The organism is Pantoea sp. X-Soil-YNGN-775, from assembly GCF_059730575.1.
In genome coordinates this window covers 3,262,579-3,279,389 of sequence record NZ_AP035945.1, presented here as the reverse complement: position 1 = coordinate 3,279,389, position 16,811 = coordinate 3,262,579, and the positions used below count along the sequence as shown (strand labels likewise).

16 protein-coding genes are annotated in these 16,811 nt (G+C 57.3%); 12 read left to right on the top strand and 4 right to left on the bottom strand.

Features of this window, described 5'->3' with window-relative positions; translation table 11 throughout:
• Both AC6I8I_RS15235 and rlmM read left to right on the top strand, forming a co-directional pair.
• Window positions 1-396 (top strand): DUF423 domain-containing protein, encoded by a 396-nt coding sequence (locus AC6I8I_RS15235; RefSeq protein ID WP_031374718.1) that lies wholly within the window; start codon window positions 1-3, stop codon window positions 394-396.
• Complete coding sequence (gene rlmM / locus AC6I8I_RS15230; RefSeq protein ID WP_497828032.1) at window positions 389-1,489, top strand: 23S rRNA (cytidine(2498)-2'-O)-methyltransferase RlmM; 1,101 nt, start codon at window positions 389-391, stop codon at window positions 1,487-1,489. The genes AC6I8I_RS15235 and rlmM overlap by 8 nt, the downstream gene beginning before the upstream one ends.
• 24 nt (window positions 1,490-1,513) lie before the next feature.
• On the opposite strand, the gene xni is transcribed toward rlmM, so the two are convergent.
• From xni to queF, 3 genes are all read right to left on the bottom strand, one after another.
• Window positions 1,514-2,269: a flap endonuclease Xni gene (xni, locus tag AC6I8I_RS15225; protein WP_497828031.1), complete on the bottom strand. Its 756-nt coding sequence runs from the start codon at window positions 2,267-2,269 to the stop codon at window positions 1,514-1,516.
• A gap of 34 nt (window positions 2,270-2,303) precedes the next feature.
• Entirely contained in the window at window positions 2,304-3,668 is a 1,365-nt protein-coding gene (gene ppnN / locus AC6I8I_RS15220) for a nucleotide 5'-monophosphate nucleosidase PpnN (protein WP_497828030.1), read from the bottom strand.
• Window positions 3,669-3,837: 169 nt separating this feature from the next.
• The gene (gene queF / locus AC6I8I_RS15215; protein WP_497828029.1) at window positions 3,838-4,683 is read right to left on the bottom strand and encodes an NADPH-dependent 7-cyano-7-deazaguanine reductase QueF; all 846 of its coding nucleotides are present in this window, start codon (window positions 4,681-4,683) and stop codon (window positions 3,838-3,840) included.
• Window positions 4,684-4,745: 62 nt separating this feature from the next.
• On the opposite strand from queF, the gene syd reads away from it, so the two are divergent.
• The 4 genes from syd to AC6I8I_RS15195 all read left to right on the top strand — a co-directional run bounded on the left by syd (window position 4,746) and on the right by AC6I8I_RS15195 (window position 7,451).
• Window positions 4,746-5,291 (top strand): SecY-interacting protein, encoded by a 546-nt coding sequence (gene syd / locus AC6I8I_RS15210; RefSeq protein ID WP_497828028.1) that lies wholly within the window; start codon window positions 4,746-4,748, stop codon window positions 5,289-5,291.
• Between the two features lie 592 nt (window positions 5,292-5,883).
• Window positions 5,884-6,213, top strand: coding sequence for a YqcC family protein (locus AC6I8I_RS15205; RefSeq protein ID WP_031374723.1), 330 nt, complete (start codon window positions 5,884-5,886; stop codon window positions 6,211-6,213).
• Window positions 6,213-6,992 carry a tRNA pseudouridine(65) synthase TruC gene (truC, locus tag AC6I8I_RS15200; protein ID WP_497828027.1) on the top strand — a complete coding sequence of 260 codons (780 nt, stop codon included), beginning with the start codon at window positions 6,213-6,215 and terminating at the stop codon, window positions 6,990-6,992. Before AC6I8I_RS15205 ends, truC begins: the two co-directional genes overlap by 1 nt.
• A gap of 12 nt (window positions 6,993-7,004) precedes the next feature.
• Complete coding sequence (locus AC6I8I_RS15195; protein ID WP_497828026.1) at window positions 7,005-7,451, top strand: flavodoxin; 447 nt, start codon at window positions 7,005-7,007, stop codon at window positions 7,449-7,451.
• A gap of 106 nt (window positions 7,452-7,557) precedes the next feature.
• On the opposite strand, the gene garD is transcribed toward AC6I8I_RS15195, so the two are convergent.
• Window positions 7,558-9,117: a galactarate dehydratase gene (gene garD / locus AC6I8I_RS15190; protein WP_497828025.1), complete on the bottom strand. Its 1,560-nt coding sequence runs from the start codon at window positions 9,115-9,117 to the stop codon at window positions 7,558-7,560.
• A 605-nt stretch (window positions 9,118-9,722) separates the two neighbouring features.
• Between garD and AC6I8I_RS15185 the strand changes: the two genes are divergently transcribed.
• The 6 genes from AC6I8I_RS15185 (at window position 9,723) to AC6I8I_RS15160 (ending at window position 16,703) form a co-directional block, all read left to right on the top strand.
• Window positions 9,723-11,069, top strand: a complete 1,347-nt coding sequence (locus AC6I8I_RS15185; RefSeq protein WP_312056295.1) for an MFS transporter — start codon at window positions 9,723-9,725, stop codon at window positions 11,067-11,069.
• An 11-nt stretch (window positions 11,070-11,080) separates the two neighbouring features.
• On the top strand, window positions 11,081-12,427 hold the full coding sequence (locus AC6I8I_RS15180) for an enolase C-terminal domain-like protein (protein WP_497820447.1): 1,347 nt from the start codon (window positions 11,081-11,083) through the stop codon (window positions 12,425-12,427).
• 10 nt (window positions 12,428-12,437) lie between these two features.
• Window positions 12,438-13,769 carry a glucarate dehydratase gene (gene gudD, locus AC6I8I_RS15175; protein WP_312056293.1) on the top strand — a complete coding sequence of 444 codons (1,332 nt, stop codon included), beginning with the start codon at window positions 12,438-12,440 and terminating at the stop codon, window positions 13,767-13,769.
• Between the two features lie 44 nt (window positions 13,770-13,813).
• Window positions 13,814-14,584: a 2-dehydro-3-deoxyglucarate aldolase gene (gene garL, locus AC6I8I_RS15170; RefSeq protein ID WP_031374730.1), complete on the top strand. Its 771-nt coding sequence runs from the start codon at window positions 13,814-13,816 to the stop codon at window positions 14,582-14,584.
• A 19-nt stretch (window positions 14,585-14,603) separates the two neighbouring features.
• Window positions 14,604-15,488 carry a 2-hydroxy-3-oxopropionate reductase gene (gene garR, locus AC6I8I_RS15165; protein ID WP_497828024.1) on the top strand — a complete coding sequence of 295 codons (885 nt, stop codon included), beginning with the start codon at window positions 14,604-14,606 and terminating at the stop codon, window positions 15,486-15,488.
• Window positions 15,489-15,563: 75 nt separating this feature from the next.
• Window positions 15,564-16,703 carry a glycerate kinase gene (locus tag AC6I8I_RS15160; RefSeq protein ID WP_497828023.1) on the top strand — a complete coding sequence of 380 codons (1,140 nt, stop codon included), beginning with the start codon at window positions 15,564-15,566 and terminating at the stop codon, window positions 16,701-16,703.
• The last annotated feature ends 108 nt before the right edge of the window (window positions 16,704-16,811 follow it).

The window sequence follows — 16,811 nt, the reverse complement described above, 5'->3', positions numbered from 1 at the left end:
ATGTCCAGTCGTGCCATGTTTATTTTTGCTGCCATCAGCGGATTTTTGCTGGTGGCATTTGGTGCTTTTGGTGCCCACGTTTTGAGTAAATCGCTCGGGCCGGCGGAAATGGCCTGGATTCATACCGGGCTGGAATATCAGGCTTATCACACCTTAGCGGTGATGGGGCTGGGTGCCGCGATGTTACGCCGCGCCAATATCTGGTTTTACTGGAGCAGTGCGCTGATGGCGCTCGGCACCGTACTGTTCAGCGGCAGTCTCTACTGTCTGGCGCTGTCACATCTGAAATTTTGGGTTTTTATCACGCCAGTGGGAGGATTATGCTTCCTTGCGGGTTGGGTATTGATGTTGATTGGCGCGCTGCGTCTTAAACGAAGGGCAGAACGCCATGAATAAAGTTTTACTCTATTGCCGTCCCGGTTTTGAAAAAGAGTGTGCGGCAGAAATCAGTGCGAAGGCTGCTGAACGCGAAGTCTACGGTTTCCCACGGGTAAAAGATGACTCGGGCTATGTGCTGTTTGAGTGTTATCAGTTTGAGGACGCCGAACGGCTGGTACGGGAATTGCCGTTTGACGACCTGATCTTTGCGCGTCAGATGCTGGTGGTCGGCGAACTACTGCGCGACCTGCCGCAGGAAGACCGCATCACGCCAATCGTTGGCATGTTGACCGGCGTGGTTGAAAAGGGCGGTGAACTGCGCGTCGAGGTGCCAGACACCAACGAAGCGAAAGAGCTGACCAAATTCTGCCGCAAGTTCACCGTGCCACTGCGTTCCGCACTGCGCGAAAGCAAAATTCTGCTGAACTACGAAAGCCCGAAACGTCCGGTGGTGCATGTATTTTTCATTGCGCCGGGCACCTGTTACGTTGGCTATTCATTACCGGAAAACAGTTCGTCTTTTTATATGGGCATTCCGCGGCTTAAGTTCCCGTCCGATGCGCCGAGCCGTTCAACCCTTAAGCTGGAAGAGGCGTTTCACGTCTTTATTCCGGCGGACGAATGGGATGAACGTCTGGCCAGCGGCATGTATGCCGTCGATCTCGGTGCCTGCCCGGGCGGCTGGACCTACCAACTGGTGCAGCGCAGCATGATGGTGTATGCGGTCGATAACGGTCCGATGGCGCCGAGCCTGATGGAGACCGGGCAGGTGATGCATGAACGCGTTGATGGATTCAAATTCCGCCCGCCGCGCACCAACATTAGCTGGCTGGTGTGTGACATGGTTGAGAAACCGGTACGGGTAGCGAACCTGATGACCGACTGGCTGGTCAACGGCTGGTGCCGCGAGGCGATTTTCAACCTCAAGTTACCGATGAAAAAGCGTTACGAAGAGGTGACGCAGAATCTGGCGATGATTGAAGAACGTCTCCATGAGAACGGCATCAATGCGCAGATCCGGGCGCGTCAGCTCTATCACGATCGCGAAGAAGTTACGGTACACATTCGTCGTATCTGGGCGGCGGTCGGTGGCCGTCGCGACGAACGCTGATCAATCGGCTGAGTGTTCCTGCACTCAGCCGCTGTAACGCAAGGTATTCAGGTTGCCCTGCAACACCAAATCCCGCTTCAGCGTGGCCACCTGGCGGCTGATCTCCGCCATCTGCTGGCCGCTGACCAATTTGTCACGCCATTTTGTCGGCACCTGATCCAGCTGCTGATAGATGCCGTCCAGTGAATGAAACTCTGCCAGCAGTTGTTTTGCGCTTTTAGGACCGATACCGGCAATGCCCGGGATCTTGCTGCTGCTGATGCCACACAAACCCCAGAAATCGGGTAACAGTTGTGGCGCAACGCCATATTCAGCTTCAATAAACGGCAGATCGAGCCAGCGCTTCTGGAAGTAGTCACGAATACGGATTTCCGGCGCCAGTAGCTGACAGTAGCCTTTGTCCGTTGACACGATGGTGGCCTGATGTCCGGCCTGCGCCATTTTTACCGCCAGCGTCGCGGCTAAATCATCCGCCTCATCCTGATCGGCAATCCAGCAGCTGACGCCTGCGGCGCGAAAAGCCTGTTGCAGCGCCGGCATCTCCGCCTGCAAATCTTCCGGCATCGGCGGTCGGCCACTTTTGTAATCCGGTAATAACTGGTGACGCCAGCCCTGATGCCGGGTTTCACCATCAAACACCGCCACTACGTGGGACGGGCGAGTATGCCCCAATAGTTGACGCAGTGCCGCCACACAGCCATCGACGCACGGCGAGCCCTGTACTGCATGCAGACGGCGTATCAGGTTTAACGCATCAACGATAAGAAGATGAAAAGCCATGAGAATATCGGCAGCCCAGCGGCTGCCTCCTGGTTTATTTGATGATTTCGTAGCAGGGGATGTAGACGGTGCCTGGCAGCTTCATACGTTGCTGCGCGACAAATCCCTGTAGTAGTTCGTCCATGCGATGCATGATGTCGGCGTCGCCATGCAGCTTATAGCGTCCTTTCTCGCGGATTTCGCGGATTCCCATCTCTTTCACGTTACCGGCCACGATGCCTGAAAAGGCGCGACGCAAATCGGCGGCCAGTTTTTCTGGCGGCTGGTTAGTGTAGAGGTTGAGATTGGCCATATTTTCATGGGTCGGCAGGAAGGGCACCTGCAGATCCGGCGCAATACGAATCGACCAGTTAAAGCTGTAGGCGTCGCCGGTTTCGCGCCGATACTCTTTAACCTGCGGCATCGCCTGCTTCATCAGACGCGCCACTTCAGCAGCATCGTTAATGATGATCTGATAGTGCTTGCGCGCCTGCTCGCCCAGCGTACTGACAATAAAGTCATCCAGCACCCGGAAGTAATCAGCACTCTCTTCCGGTCCGGTCAGGATCAGCGGTAACACCTGATCGCTGTTGTGCGGATTCATCATGATGCCGAGCAGATAGAGCAGCTCTTCTGCGGTGCCGACCCCGCCAGGGAAGATGATGATGCCGTGCGCGATGCGGACAAAAGCTTCAAGACGTTTTTCGATATCCGGCATGATGATCAGCTCATTCACCAGCGGATTCGGCGGCTCGGCGGCAATGATTGACGGTTCTGTCAGGCCAATAAAGCGGCTGTCACGGTAGCGTTGCTGAGCGTGGCCTACCGCCGCTCCTTTCATCGGTGCTTCCATCACGCCCGGCCCGCAGCCGGTACAGATGTTCAGTTCACGCAGCCCCAACTGGGTACCGACGTTACGGCAATACTGATATTCAACGGCGTTGATCGAGTGGCCACCCCAGCACACCACGGTGTTGGGATACTCGCCAATGTGCAACGCCCGGGCATTACGCAGAATTGAAAAGACGGTATTGGTGATAGCGGCGGAATCATTCTCTTCGGCTGCGCTTAAACGGCCTGGAGCGTTGAGCTGGCCGCTGACAAACAGAATATCGCGCAGTACCGCAAACAGGTTGGCCTGCAGCGAACGGATGATGCGTCCATCAACAAACGCCTCTTCCGGTGGATTGATCAGCTCCAGTTTGACGCCGCGTTCACGACGCAGCACGTTGATATCAAAATTCTCAAAGCGGGAGAGTAATTCGTGGCTGCTGTCGGTCTGGCTGCCAGAGTTCAGCACCGCCAGCGAGCAGTTGCGAAACAGTTGGTACAGGTCGCTGCTGGCCGTGCGTTTCAGTATATCGACTTCCAGCTGCGAGAGCAGATCCATTGAGCCAAGAGGGCTGATATGGGTAATCAAATGAACTCCTTTACACCCGCCTGGGTGACAGTTGACACTGCAATCGCAGTGACGAAAATCCCTGGTCGGCAACCCGCAGATTGCCGCCATCTCCAGAGTAGCCTTGTCGGCCAGCGTAGCTCAAGTGGAACCGCGCCTGCAGCGCACAGCCTGCGAGAGATCTCGCAAACTACTGACGAACCAGCCGTGAATAGCCGGGCGAGAAGGGCACATTGCTGCGCCACGGGTTAATATCGAGTCCGCCACGGCGCGTATAGCGTGCATAAACCGTCAGCGCCTCAGGGTGGCAGAAACGCAGCAGGTCATTAAAGATGCGCTCTACGCACTGTTCGTGAAATTCGTTGTGCTGGCGGAACGACACCAGATAGCGCAGCAGCGCTTCACGGTCGATACGCGGGCCTTTATAACGAATCATCACTGAACCCCAGTCAGGCTGATGGGTGATCAGGCAGTTCGATTTGAGCAGATGGCTGACCAGCGTCTCTTCGACGATCTCGCTGCCGGTGGCATCGGCCAGGTAGTCGGCATTGAAGCGGTAATCGTCAATCGCGATATCCTGCTCATCGATGCAGTAGCCGTCGAAATGGCCGATCGGCTGTCCTTCGACTTCGTTCAGCCGGAACAGCGCGACCCGCACCTCACCTGCAGCGCAGGCGCTCAGATCGCGTTCCAGCGTCTGGCGTACTTCGCCCCAGTCGGCGAAGTGGGTCTGGTTGAAACTGTTAAGATAGAGCTTAAAGCTTTTCGATTCGATCAGATTGCGGCTTTGCGCATCCAGCACCACTTCACCGACGGCGACCTGTGGCAGCCCTTTGCTGTTAAGCCACGACAGTTCATATAAGGTCCAGATGTCACCGCCGGTAAACGGCAGGCTATCAGGATACAGGCCGAGCGGTTCACGGTTCAGGCTACGCGGCACCGCCTGCAACAAACTGTTGTCATAGCGATCGTGATAGGCTGTGGGTTTGCCCAGCGTCAGGTTGCTGAGGGCCTGATCCTGTTCGTGAGTAGTCATTGCGGTTACCACCAAAATTAATCAAAGTGGCTAAGTGTAACCTATCAGAAGTGAGAATATGAATGACGCAGCAAACTGCCGCCGCACTGCGCGACTTTACTAACCGCTATTGCCAGCACTGGCAGCAGCACACGGGCCATGCGCCAGCCAGCAGCGATCTGTATGGCGTGCCATCGCCTTGTGCGCTGGAAGATCGTGACCAGCGCGTTCTGTGGCAGCCGCAGCCCTTTAGCCTGCCGCCCAGCCTTGACGCGGTGGAGCGGGCGATCGACCTCCAGTTGCAGCCGCAGATTACCCCTTTCTATACCACCCAGTTTGCCGGGGATATGCAGGCCCGTTTCCAGCAACGAAACCTGACGCTGTTGCAGGTGTGGAGTGAAGAGGACTTCGTGCGACTGCAGGAGAATCTGATTGGCCATTTGCTGATGCAGCGCCGCCTGCGCCAGTCGCCAACGCTGTTTATTGCTACCACCGACTCAGAGCAGGAGATCGTCTCGCTATCGAACCTCAGTGGGGAAGTGGTACTGGAGCAGCCTGGACGTAAACAGCGTGAGGTTTTAGCCGAAAGTCTTGAGATATTTCTTAAGTCATTACAGCCGGTTACCTGATGATTTGCAGTGATCGCCTGCATTGCTTGTGAGATATCTCTTACAAGCGTTGTGCGAGATCGTCGGATGTGACTTGAGACATCTGGACGTCCGTGATGTAAAAATATTGTGAATCATCGACTTAATGGCATTATTCTGAAATTGTCTCGCTAAGAGACCGAACTTACGGTTTTAGTCCCTTGTATGCACAATTAGTTCTGTCAGAATGTCTCGCACTGGCAGGATGCTGGGGACAAAGATATCGTCAGGACGAGGATAAGCCAGGAGGCGGGAACGTAACGGAGTTTACGGCACACGGAAGGTTTCAGGGTGAAACAGGACCGCTCAGGATTGAGCAAGGGACACCTCCAGGATGGAGAATGAGAGCCCCTCAGAAGAGGCGGTGGGCCAGGAGGCTAAGGATTCATCAGGATGATGCGCGACGGGAGTTCGCACTGGACAAGTTGTCATGGAAGAGCAGGGAGCATAAACGTAGCGGGATGGCTGCAAACGAACCGGGAGCACTGTTTTTACAGTGCTCCCTTTTTTTGTGCCTGCGCCAACAAGTGATATGCTTGCCGCCCGTTTTTTTACTGTCCGCTGGAGGTGGCGCATGACGCCCGAACAATTGATTACGCAGCGGCTGGAGCAGGTTGAAGCGGTGTTGCGTGAGCACGATCTCTGGCAAAGCACACCCCCTGATGCCAGCGCTTTCGACAGCCGCGAGCCGTTTTGCCTTGATACGCTCGAACCGCTGCAATGGCTGCAATGGGTGTTGATTCCCCGAATGCACGCCCTGATTGCGGCCCGGCATCCACTGCCGCAAAACTTCGCTGTTGCCCCCTATTATGAAGTGGCGCTGGTGCCTGACCAGCCCGGTGTTGCGCCGCTGTTACTGACGCTGCGTCAGCTTGATGCGTTACTGAAGGATGCGGCGGTCTGATGCTGGAAATTATTTATCAGGACCGCTGGCTGGTGGCGGTGAACAAACCGAGCGGCTGGCTGGTGCATCGTAGCTGGCTGGATCGGCATGAGACGGTGTTTGTGATGCAGACGGTGCGCGATCAGATCGGTCAGCATGTGTTTACCGCGCATCGTCTGGATCGTCCTACCTCCGGCGTGCTGCTGATGGGATTGTCCAGCGAAGTCGGACGGCTGCTGTCGCAGCAGTTTGAGCAACAACAGATGCAAAAAACCTACCATGCGGTAGTACGCGGCTGGCTGGAAACCAGCGGCAGGCTGGATTATCCGCTGGTAGAAGAGCTGGACAAAATAGCCGATAAGCATGCCACTGAAGAACGTACGGCGCAGCCGGCGGTCACCGACTATCAGTCACTGGCCACGGTGGAGATGCCGGTGGGTATTGGCCGCTATGCGACATCGCGCTATAGCCTGGTTGAACTGTCGCCGAAAAGCGGTCGCAAACATCAGCTACGCCGGCACATGTCGCACCTGCGTCATCCAATCATCGGCGACTCTGCACACGGCGATCTGCGGCAGAACCGTGGTGCTGCACAGCACTTCGGCGCTAACCGCCTGATGCTGCATGCCAGCAGCCTGGCGCTGACCCATCCGGTCACCGGCGAGCCGCTGCTGATCCGTGCCGGGCTGGATAGTGTCTGGCAGAATCTGATGACACAGTTTGGCTGGCAGGATCGCATTCCTGAGGTGCCGCGGGTTGAGTTTGCGGCGGCGCCAGGACAGGATAACGTTTCAGAATAAGGGAGAAGGCAGATGGCAAAGATTGGCATTTTTGTGGGCACGGTATACGGCAATGCGTTGCTGGTGGCGGAAGAGGCAGAGCCGATTCTGCAACAGCAGGGCCACAGCGTGACGGTGTTTGAAGATCCGACGCTGGCAGACTGGCAGGCTTATGCCAGCGATGTGGCGTTGATTGTCACCTCTACCACCGGACACGGCGATTTTCCCGATACCATTTCGGGGCTATTCCACGCGGTAAAAGATAAGCTGGGTTATCAGCCGACGCTGCGTTATGGCGTCATTGCGCTGGGTGACAGCAGCTATGAGCATTTTTGTGGCGCGGGCAAAACCTTTGATGCGCTGTTGCAGGAGCAGAGTGCGCAGCGCGTGGGTGAGGTCCTGCTGGTTGATGCCGGTGAAAATCCCGAGCCGGAAGCAGTCACTTCTCCGTGGGTTGAGGCCTGGGGCACGCTGCTGTAATCCGCCGCGGCTTGGCGCGCAGCGTTGGTCGCGACAATCCGTCGCCGTGACGGCGGGCAAGAGCCGGCCCGGATAGCCGCCATGGCCATCCGGGCGCAGCCTGGGATCAGGTAATCGGTGCCGGGTTAAATACCGCCAGCTGGTTACGTATTCCCCAGCGATCTGACCAGGTCTGTTTGCGGCCGCTGGCAATATCCAGAATCAACTCAAACAGTCGCCAGCCCACCTGCTCAATACTCTCCTCGCCGGTTGCAATAGTCCCGGCATTAATATCCATCAGATCGTGCCAGCGCTCGGCCAGCGCATTACGCGTTGCCATCTTGATCACCGGAATGGCCGCCAGCCCGTAAGGCGTACCGCGCCCGGTGGTAAACACCTGCAGGGTAATGCCGGAGGCCATCTGTTGGGTACCGCAGACGAAATCACTGGCGGGGGTGGCGGCGTAGATTAATCCGCGACGGGTAGGGCGCTGTCCCGGTGACAGCACTTCTGCAATCGCGCTGCGGCCCGATTTCGCAATGGAGCCGAGCGCTTTTTCCACCACGTTGGCCAGCCCGCCTTTTTTATTGCCGGGCGAAGGGTTAGCGCTGCGGTCAGTCTGACCCTGATTGAGATAGTCGTCATACCAGGCCATCTCCTCCAGTAAGCGCTTACCAACCTCCTCATTAATCACTCGCGGCGTCAGCAGATGAATCGCATCACGGACCTCCGTGACTTCAGAGAACATCACGGTGGCGCCACAGCGCACCAGCAGATCGGAGGCGAAACCCACGGCGGGATTGGCGGTTACGCCAGAGAAGGCATCGCTGCCGCCACACTGCATACCGACGATCAGCTCTGAGGCGGGACAGGTTTCACGCTGGCGCTGATTAAGCCGCTTAAGGTGACGCTCGGCGACCTGCAAAATTTCGTCAACCATGGCGCCGAATCCCACCAGCTTCTCATCCTGCAGACGCACAATGTCATGCTCTTCCAGCGAGATTGGCTGTACGTCTGGCGTGCCGGTCAGCAGCCTTTCCGGCTGTAATTTTTCGCAGCCCAGACTGACAATCATCACTTCGCCGCCGAAATTAGCATTCAGCGCCAGGTTGTGGATGGTGCGAATTGGCACCACTGCCGCCGGCGCATTGATCGCCACGCCGCAGCCATAAAGATGATTCAGGGCGACAACGCCATCGACGTTGGGATAGCGCGGCAGTAAATCACGCTCAATCAATTGCACAACATGATCTACCACGCCCGCCACGCAGTGCACGCTGGTGGTGATGCCGAGCAGGTTACGCGTTCCGACGCTGCCATCGGCGTTGCGATAGCCTTCAAAGGTATAGCCTTCCAGCGCAGGCAGTTCAGCAGGGACCTGAGTCGCCAGCGGCAGGCTGGCCAGCGGCGGCGCTTCTGGCAGCGTCACCAGCGACTCATCAATCCAGCTGCCCTCGGCAATGTCGCGCAGCGCATAACCAATGATTTCGCCGTAGCGCACGATTGCTGCGCCCTGCGCGATCGCGTTGAGCGCAACTTTATGCCCTTGCGGCACATGCTCAGTCAGCGTCAGGCCATCAGCAAAGCGGGTGCCGGCTGGCAGTCCGAGGCTGTTGACCACAATCGCGACATTATCGTGCTCATGGACTTTGATATAGAGCGGTTGTTCAGTTGTTGTAGGGGTCATCGCTCACCTTCCCGTCTGTCGTACCGTACTTGTGCGGTGCGTTGTTGTCGTGTTGTTACCCGTCAGTCGCTCACTATTTGCCAGCTTCAGTATAAGGAGGCGCTGTGGGCTGTACATTGTGCAATTGACCGGCTTTGAAAAGATTTATAGCCACGTTTTGGGTCGATTAACCAAAAGCAAGTGAAGACCCTCACAAACAGCGTGGGAAACCGGCTTTCTGGCTGGTTAAACGACCGATATTTACAGGTTCCGTGAGCCATGCCGCAGGATTCTGTGCAAATGCCAAATAATCCCGTAAACATCGATTCCATTCCAGGGCGATGCTCCAATGTCATCGCTGCGGGCTGTTCTTATACTGATTTTCGTTAACCAGATCAGGTTATCCGTCACGACGCTTTACCCATTTGTTGCCTGCCGCACCGGCCTTATCCGCCTGCGCTGATGAGGGCTGTTAACCGGCAGGCTGCCGCTGAAACGGCAAAAGGGTAATAAAGATTTGCCAAAAAAAAAGATCGCCGTGTTTAACCTTATTTCTCTCTGATACCCAACGCGATGTGTATGCAGTCAGAGCGAATGTAGCTCACGCTATATTTCAGGAGTGCATCATGAATAGTTTCAGCCAGACAGCGGAAGCGGTGCAGAAGCGCACCAACGCCCGTTACTGGATTGTGGTGATGTTATTTATTGTCACCTCATTCAACTACGGCGACCGCGCAACCATTTCGATTGCCGGTTCAGCGATGTCCAAAGATATTGGCCTCGATTCAGTCGGACTGGGCTACATCTTCTCTGCCTTCTCATGGGCTTACGTTATTGGTCAGATTCCGGGTGGCTGGCTGCTTGACCGCTTCGGCTCAAAACGGGTCTATTTCTGGAGCATTTTTACCTGGTCGCTGTTTACTTTTCTGCAGGGCTTCGTCGATCTGTTCAGCGGCTTCGGTATCATCATGTCGCTGTTCATCCTGCGTTTCCTGGTAGGGCTGGCCGAAGCGCCATCCTTTCCTGGTAACAGCCGCATCGTTGCGGCCTGGTTCCCGGCGCAGGAGCGCGGCACCGCAGTAGCGATCTTCAACTCGGCGCAATACTTCGCCACCGTCATCTTCGCACCGATCATGGGCTGGCTGGTCTCTTCAGTGGGCTGGGCGCACGTGTTCTGGTTCATGGGCGGCCTCGGCATCATCCTCAGCTTTATCTGGCTGAAAGTCATCCACGACCCTACCGATCATCCCGGCGTGAATAAAGCCGAGCTGGAGTATATGGAGCAGGGCGGTGCGCTGATCAATATGGATGTTAAAAAGGAGAGCCGTAAAGTGAGCTGGAACGAGAAGTGGTTCCAGATCAAACAGCTGCTGACTTCACGCATGATGTTAGGCATCTATCTCGGTCAATACTGCGTTAACGCCTTAACCTACTTTTTTATTACCTGGTTCCCGGTCTATCTGGTCCAGGCACGCGGCATGTCGATTCTGAAAGCGGGCTTTATTGCCTCGATTCCGGCGGTGTGCGGCTTCCTTGGTGGCGTACTGGGCGGGGTAATCTCTGACTGGCTGATGCGCAAAACCGGCTCGCTGAATATCGCCCGTAAAACGCCGATAGTGCTCGGCATGCTGCTCTCCATTTCGATGGTGATGTGTAACTACACCGAAACCGAATGGGTGGTGGTGTTCTTCATGGCGCTGGCGTTCTTTGGTAAAGGGATTGGCGCACTGGGCTGGGCGGTGATGGCAGATACTGCACCGAAAGAGATCAGTGGCCTGAGCGGCGGTCTGTTCAACATGTTCGGTAACCTCTCTGGCATTGTGACGCCGATCGCCATCGGTTACATCATCGCCACCAGCGGATCCTTCGAAGGTGCGCTGATCTATGTGGGTATTCACGCCTTTATGGCCGCATTCAGCTTCCTGGTGATTGCCGGTGATATCAAACGTGTCGAACTGAAAACCCGGCCATAAGAGGACGCAACATGCATACGCAAAGTTCACCGGTAATCACAGAGATGCAGGTTATCCCGGTCGCCGGTTATGACAGCATGCTGCTTAACATCGGCGGAGCACACAATGCCTGCTTCACCCGTAACATCGTGGTGCTCACCGACAGCGCCGGCCATACCGGCGTTGGTGAAGCGCCAGGCGGCGATACCATCTATCAGACGCTGGTTGAGGCGATTCCGCAGGTCAAAGGCCAGCAGATTGCCCGGATGAACCGGCTGGTGCAGCAGGTGCACAAGGGCAACCAGTCGGCTGACTTTACCACTTTCGGTAACGGGGCCTGGACCTTTGAGCTGCGGGTCAATGCGGTGGCGGCGCTGGAAGCGGCGCTGCTCGATCTGCTGGGCCAGTGCCTCGGCGTACCGGTGGCGGAGTTACTCGGTCCCGGCAAGCAGCGTGATGAAGTTACGGTGCTGGGCTATCTGTTCTACCTCGGCGACCGTCGCAAGACCGATCTGCCTTACCTGAGTGGTGAACAGGCCAGCCATGAGTGGTATCACCTGCGTCATCAGGAAGCACTGAGTAGCGAGGCGGTAGTACGACTGGCAGAGGCGGCGCAGGACAAATATGGCTTTAAAGATTTCAAACTCAAAGGCGGCGTGCTGCCAGGCGAACAGGAGATCGCGACCGCCGCGGCGCTGAAGCAGCGCTTCCCGGATGCGCGTATTACGGTTGATCCCAACGGCGCCTGGCTTCTGGATGAAGCCATCGCCCTGTGCAAAGGCATGGCGGAGGTGCTGAGCTACGCCGAAGATCCCTGCGGTGCGGAGCAGGGCTACTCAGGGCGCGAGGTGATGGCGGAGTTCCGGCGCGCCACCGGCTTACCGGTCGCCACCAACATGATCGCCACCAACTGGCGCGAGATGAACCACGCGGTGATGCTCAACGCGGTCGATATTCCGTTAGCCGATCCACACTTCTGGACGCTGAGCGGTGCGGTGCGGGTGGCGCAGCTGTGCGATGAATGGGGCCTGACGTGGGGCTGTCATTCTAATAACCACTTCGACATTTCGCTGGCGATGTTTACCCATGTAGGCGCTGCGGCACCGGGCAATCCGACCGCCATTGATACCCACTGGATCTGGCAGGAGGGCGATCAGCGCCTGACCAAAAATCCCCTTCAAATCCGCAACGGCAAAATCACGGTGCCGGACGCGCCAGGCCTCGGCGTCGAGCTCGACTGGGATCGCGTGCATCAGGCCCATCAGCTTTTCCAGTCACTGCCTGCGGGCGCCCGCAATGACGCCACAGCGATGCAATATCTGATTCCCGGTTGGACATTCGACCGTAAGCGCCCGGCATTTGGCCGCGCAACAGCATAAGGAGCAGGAGATGAGTTCAACACCGAAAGTTACTGCCATGCAGGTTATTCCGGTTGCCGGCCACGACAGCATGCTGCTTAACCTCAGCGGCGCGCACTCGCCGTTCTTTACCCGCAACATTGTGATTATCAAGGATAACGCTGGCCATACCGGCGTTGGCGAGATCCCGGGCGGCGAAAAAATCCGCCAGACGCTGGAAGATGCGGCTTCGCTGGTGATCGGCAAAACCGTGGGCGAGTACAAAAATATTCTCAGCCTGGTACGCAGCACCTTTGCCGATCGCGATGCCAGCGGACGCGGCACCCAGACGTTTGATCTGCGCACCACTATTCATGTGGTGACCGGCATTGAAGCGGCGCTGCTCGACCTGCTGGGTCAGCATCTGGGGGTTAACGTCGCCTCGCTGCTGGGTGACGGACAGCAGCGCGATCGGGTTGAGATGCTCGGCTACCTGTTCTATGTCGGCGACCGTCGCAAAACCTCCCTGCCATATCAGAGCCAGCAGAACGATCCCTGTGACTGGTATCGCCTGCGCCATGAAGAGGCGTTAACCCCGGAGACGGTGGTGCGGCTGGCGGAAGCGGCTTACGAAAAATATGGCTTCAACGATTTCAAACTGAAGGGCGGCGTCCTGCGCGGTGGCGAAGAAGCCGAAGCGGTTACCGCGCTGGCGAAGCGCTTTCCCGAGGCGCGTATTACCCTCGATCCTAACGGTGCCTGGTCGCTTAACGAAGCGATCATGCTGGGTAAGCAGCTGAAAGATGTGCTGGCTTACGCGGAAGATCCCTGTGGCGCGGAGCAGGGCTACTCCGGCCGGGAAGTGATGGCGGAGTTCCGTCGTGCTACCGGTATGCCGACCGCCACCAATATGATCGCCACCGACTGGCGGCAGATGGGGCACACGCTGTCATTGCAGTCGGTCGATATTCCGCTGGCCGACCCGCATTTCTGGACCATGCAGGGCTCGGTGCGGGTCGCGCAGATGTGCCACGACTTTGGTCTGACCTGGGGTTCGCACTCAAATAACCACTTCGACATTTCGCTGGCGATGTTTACCCACGTTGCCGCCGCCGCGCCGGGCGCAATCACCGCCATTGATACCCACTGGATCTGGCAGGAGGGCAATCAGCGCCTGACCAAAGAGCCGTTCCAGATTAAAGGCGGCATGGTACAGGTTCCGCAGAAACCGGGTCTCGGCGTTGAGCTGGATATGGATCAGGTGATGCAGGCCAATGCGCTGTATCAGAAGCAGGGGCTTGGCGCACGCGATGATGCTCAGGCAATGCAATTTCTGGTGCCGGGCTGGACCTACGACAATAAGCGTCCCTGCCTGGTACGTTAATCTTTTCGGCTCCCCGCGGGGAGCCACCGCCACAGGAGTTAACCATGAGTAATGCAGCCTGGCCGAATGGATTTCGTCGTCGTTTATTAGCGGGTGAAACCCTGATCGGCAGCTGGTGTGCGCTTGCCAGCCCGATTTCTACCGAGATTTTAGGCCTGGCCGGTTTTGACTGGCTGGTACTGGATGGCGAACACGCGCCAAACGACATCACAACTTTTGTGCCGCAGCTGATGGCGCTGAAGGGCAGTCACAGTGCGCCGGTGGTGCGTCCGCCCTGCAATGAGCCGGTGATCATCAAGCGGCTGCTCGACATCGGCTTCAGTAACTTCCTGGTGCCGTTTGTTGAGACGGAAGAGGAAGCGCTGCGCGCGGTGGCATCAACCCGCTATCCTCCCGCCGGCATTCGCGGCGTGTCGGTGTCGCATCGCAGCAACATGTACGGCACCCTGCCGGACTACAACAGCAGCATCAACGACAACATCACCGTACTGGTGCAGATTGAAACCCAGCAGGCGGTGGACAACATCGACGCCATCGCGGCGGTAGACGGGGTTGACGGCATCTTCGTCGGCCCGGGCGATCTCTCCGCCGCCCTTGGTTATCTCGGTCAGCCAGCACACCCTGAGGTGCTGAAAGTGATTAAACACATCTTCGAACGCGCCAAAGCCGCTGGCAAACCCAGCGGCATTCTGGCACCGGTGGAAGCCGATGCGCGCCGCTACCTGGAATGGGGCGCGACCTTTGTGGCGGTCGGCAGCGATCTCGGTGTGTTCCGCAACGCCACGCAGGCGCTTTGCGACAAATTTAAGCGCTAATCAATCAAGAGGAAACGCAATGAAAATCGGATTTATCGGCCTGGGCATCATGGGCAAACCAATGAGTAAAAACCTGGTGAAAGCCGGTTATTCGCTGGTGGTGCGTGACCATCATTCTGAGAACGAAGCGGAACTGGTTGAGCTGGGCGCGACCGTGGCGAAATCACCGAAAGCGCTGGCTGAGCAGTGCGACATCGTGATCACCATGGTGCCTAACTCGCCACAGGTTAAAGATGTCTGTCTCGGCGAAGAGGGCATTATCGCCGGGGCAAAACCGGGCTTGATTGTCATCGACATGAGTTCAATCGCCCCGCTTGCCAGCCGTGAAGTCCATGATGCGCTGGCGGCAAAGCAGATCAAAATGCTGGATGCGCCGGTCAGCGGTGGCGAACCCAAAGCGATCGAAGGCACGCTGTCAGTGATGGTCGGCGGCGACAAAGCGGTCTTCGATCACTGCTATGACATCATGAAAGCGATGGCGGCATCGGTGGTTCATACCGGTGACATCGGCGCGGGCAACGTCACCAAGCTGGCGAACCAGGTGATTGTGGCGCTGAATATTGCTGCAATGTCAGAGGCGTTATCGCTGGCAACCAAGGCGGGGGTAAATCCGGATCTGGTTTATCAGGCGATTCGTGGCGGCCTGGCGGGCAGTACCGTGCTGGATGCTAAAGCACCGATGGTGATGGATCGCAATTTCAAACCTGGCTTCCGTATTGATCTGCACATCAAAGATCTGGCGAATGCGCTGGATACCTCACACGGCATCGGCGCGCATCTGCCGCTGACGGCGGCGGTGATGGAGATGATGCAGGCACTGCGTAATGATGGTCAGGGTTCAGCCGACCACAGTGCGCTTGCCTGCTATTATGAGAAGTTAGCGAAGGTTGAAATCGCCCGCTAAAACCCGGAGCCGGCGTCTGCGGATGCCGGACTGGTTTCAGCGCATTTCAATCACTTAACAGCGCTCGGATTGCCTATGAAAATCGTAATCGCACCGGATTCATATAAAGAGAGTTTATCCGCCCTGGATGTGGCATCGGCAATAGAAACGGGTTTCCGTGAAATTTTTCCCGATGCGCACTATGTGAAAATACCGGTCGCCGACGGAGGCGAAGGCACGGTAGAAGCGATGGTGGCGGCGACGAAGGGAAAAATCGTCAGGTTAAAGGTTACCGGGCCGCTTGGCGCGCAGGTCGACGCTTTTTATGGTTTGTCCGGTGACGAGCGCACCGCCTATATCGAAATGGCGGCCGCCAGTGGCCTCGAACGGGTGCCCGCCGCGCAGCGCGATCCGCGCGTGACGACCTCCTTTGGCACCGGCGAACTGATTAAAAACGCGCTGGATAAGGGCGTCGGACATATCATCATCGGCATCGGCGGCAGCGCCACCAATGACGGCGGATCGGGCATGATGCAGGCGCTTGGTGCCCGGCTGCTGAACGCCCAGGGCAGTGAAATCGGTTATGGCGGCGGCGCATTGCCCGATCTCGCCTCGATTGATATCAGCCAGCTGGATAGCCGCATTGCACAGTGCCGGATCGAGGTGGCCTGTGATGTGACTAATCCGTTGACCGGTAAAGAGGGCGCTTCGGCGATTTTCGGCCCGCAAAAAGGGGCGACGCCGGCGCTGGTAGAGCAGCTTGACCAGGCGCTGGCCCACTACGCGGCGATTATTCACCGCGATCTGGATATTGATGTGCTGCATATTCCCGGCGGTGGCGCGGCAGGCGGTATGGGCGCGGCGCTGCATGCGTTTTGCCAGGCCGATCTCCGGCGCGGTATTGAGATTGTTACCGAAGCGCTGGGGCTGGCGGAACAGGTTAAGGATGCCGATCTGGTGATTACCGGTGAAGGGCGCATCGACAGCCAGAGTATTAATGGCAAGGTGCCGATTGGCGTTGCCAGCGTGGCAAAGCGCTTCAATAAGCCGGTGATCGGCATCGCTGGCAGCCTGACGGCAGATGTCGGCGTGGTGCATCAGCACGGTATTGATGCGGTGTTCAGCGTGCTCTACAGCATCTGTTCACTGGACGAGGCGCTGGCCAGCGCCGGCAGGAACGTCCAGCTGACCGCGCGTAACGTCGCGGCGACGCTGAAACTGGCCGGTTTCCGCTAATCTGTCCGGGCAAGCCCGCGCGTCGGCATGGCTGCTGGCGCGCGCTGGCGGATGCAGGCTGAATAACCAATCGGTGCAGCAGCAGGGCGACGCCATGCCGGTATTGCT

Coding starts and splice junctions, on each gene's coding strand:
- AC6I8I_RS15235 (WP_031374718.1), top strand. CDS start 1: ATGTCCAGTCGTGCCATGTTTATTTTTGCTGCCATCAGCGGATTTTTG.
- syd (WP_497828028.1), top strand. CDS start 4,746: ATGACGCAGCAAACTGCCGCCGCACTGCGCGACTTTACTAACCGCTAT.
- AC6I8I_RS15180 (WP_497820447.1), top strand. CDS start 11,081: ATGCATACGCAAAGTTCACCGGTAATCACAGAGATGCAGGTTATCCCG.
- garD (WP_497828025.1), bottom strand. CDS start 9,117: ATGACCCCTACAACAACTGAACAACCGCTCTATATCAAAGTCCATGAG.
- queF (WP_497828029.1), bottom strand. CDS start 4,683: ATGACTACTCACGAACAGGATCAGGCCCTCAGCAACCTGACGCTGGGC.
- rlmM (WP_497828032.1), top strand. CDS start 389: ATGAATAAAGTTTTACTCTATTGCCGTCCCGGTTTTGAAAAAGAGTGT.
- AC6I8I_RS15195 (WP_497828026.1), top strand. CDS start 7,005: ATGGCAAAGATTGGCATTTTTGTGGGCACGGTATACGGCAATGCGTTG.
- AC6I8I_RS15205 (WP_031374723.1), top strand. CDS start 5,884: ATGACGCCCGAACAATTGATTACGCAGCGGCTGGAGCAGGTTGAAGCG.
- garL (WP_031374730.1), top strand. CDS start 13,814: ATGAGTAATGCAGCCTGGCCGAATGGATTTCGTCGTCGTTTATTAGCG.
- gudD (WP_312056293.1), top strand. CDS start 12,438: ATGAGTTCAACACCGAAAGTTACTGCCATGCAGGTTATTCCGGTTGCC.
- truC (WP_497828027.1), top strand. CDS start 6,213: ATGCTGGAAATTATTTATCAGGACCGCTGGCTGGTGGCGGTGAACAAA.
- AC6I8I_RS15185 (WP_312056295.1), top strand. CDS start 9,723: ATGAATAGTTTCAGCCAGACAGCGGAAGCGGTGCAGAAGCGCACCAAC.
- garR (WP_497828024.1), top strand. CDS start 14,604: ATGAAAATCGGATTTATCGGCCTGGGCATCATGGGCAAACCAATGAGT.
- AC6I8I_RS15160 (WP_497828023.1), top strand. CDS start 15,564: ATGAAAATCGTAATCGCACCGGATTCATATAAAGAGAGTTTATCCGCC.
- xni (WP_497828031.1), bottom strand. CDS start 2,269: ATGGCTTTTCATCTTCTTATCGTTGATGCGTTAAACCTGATACGCCGT.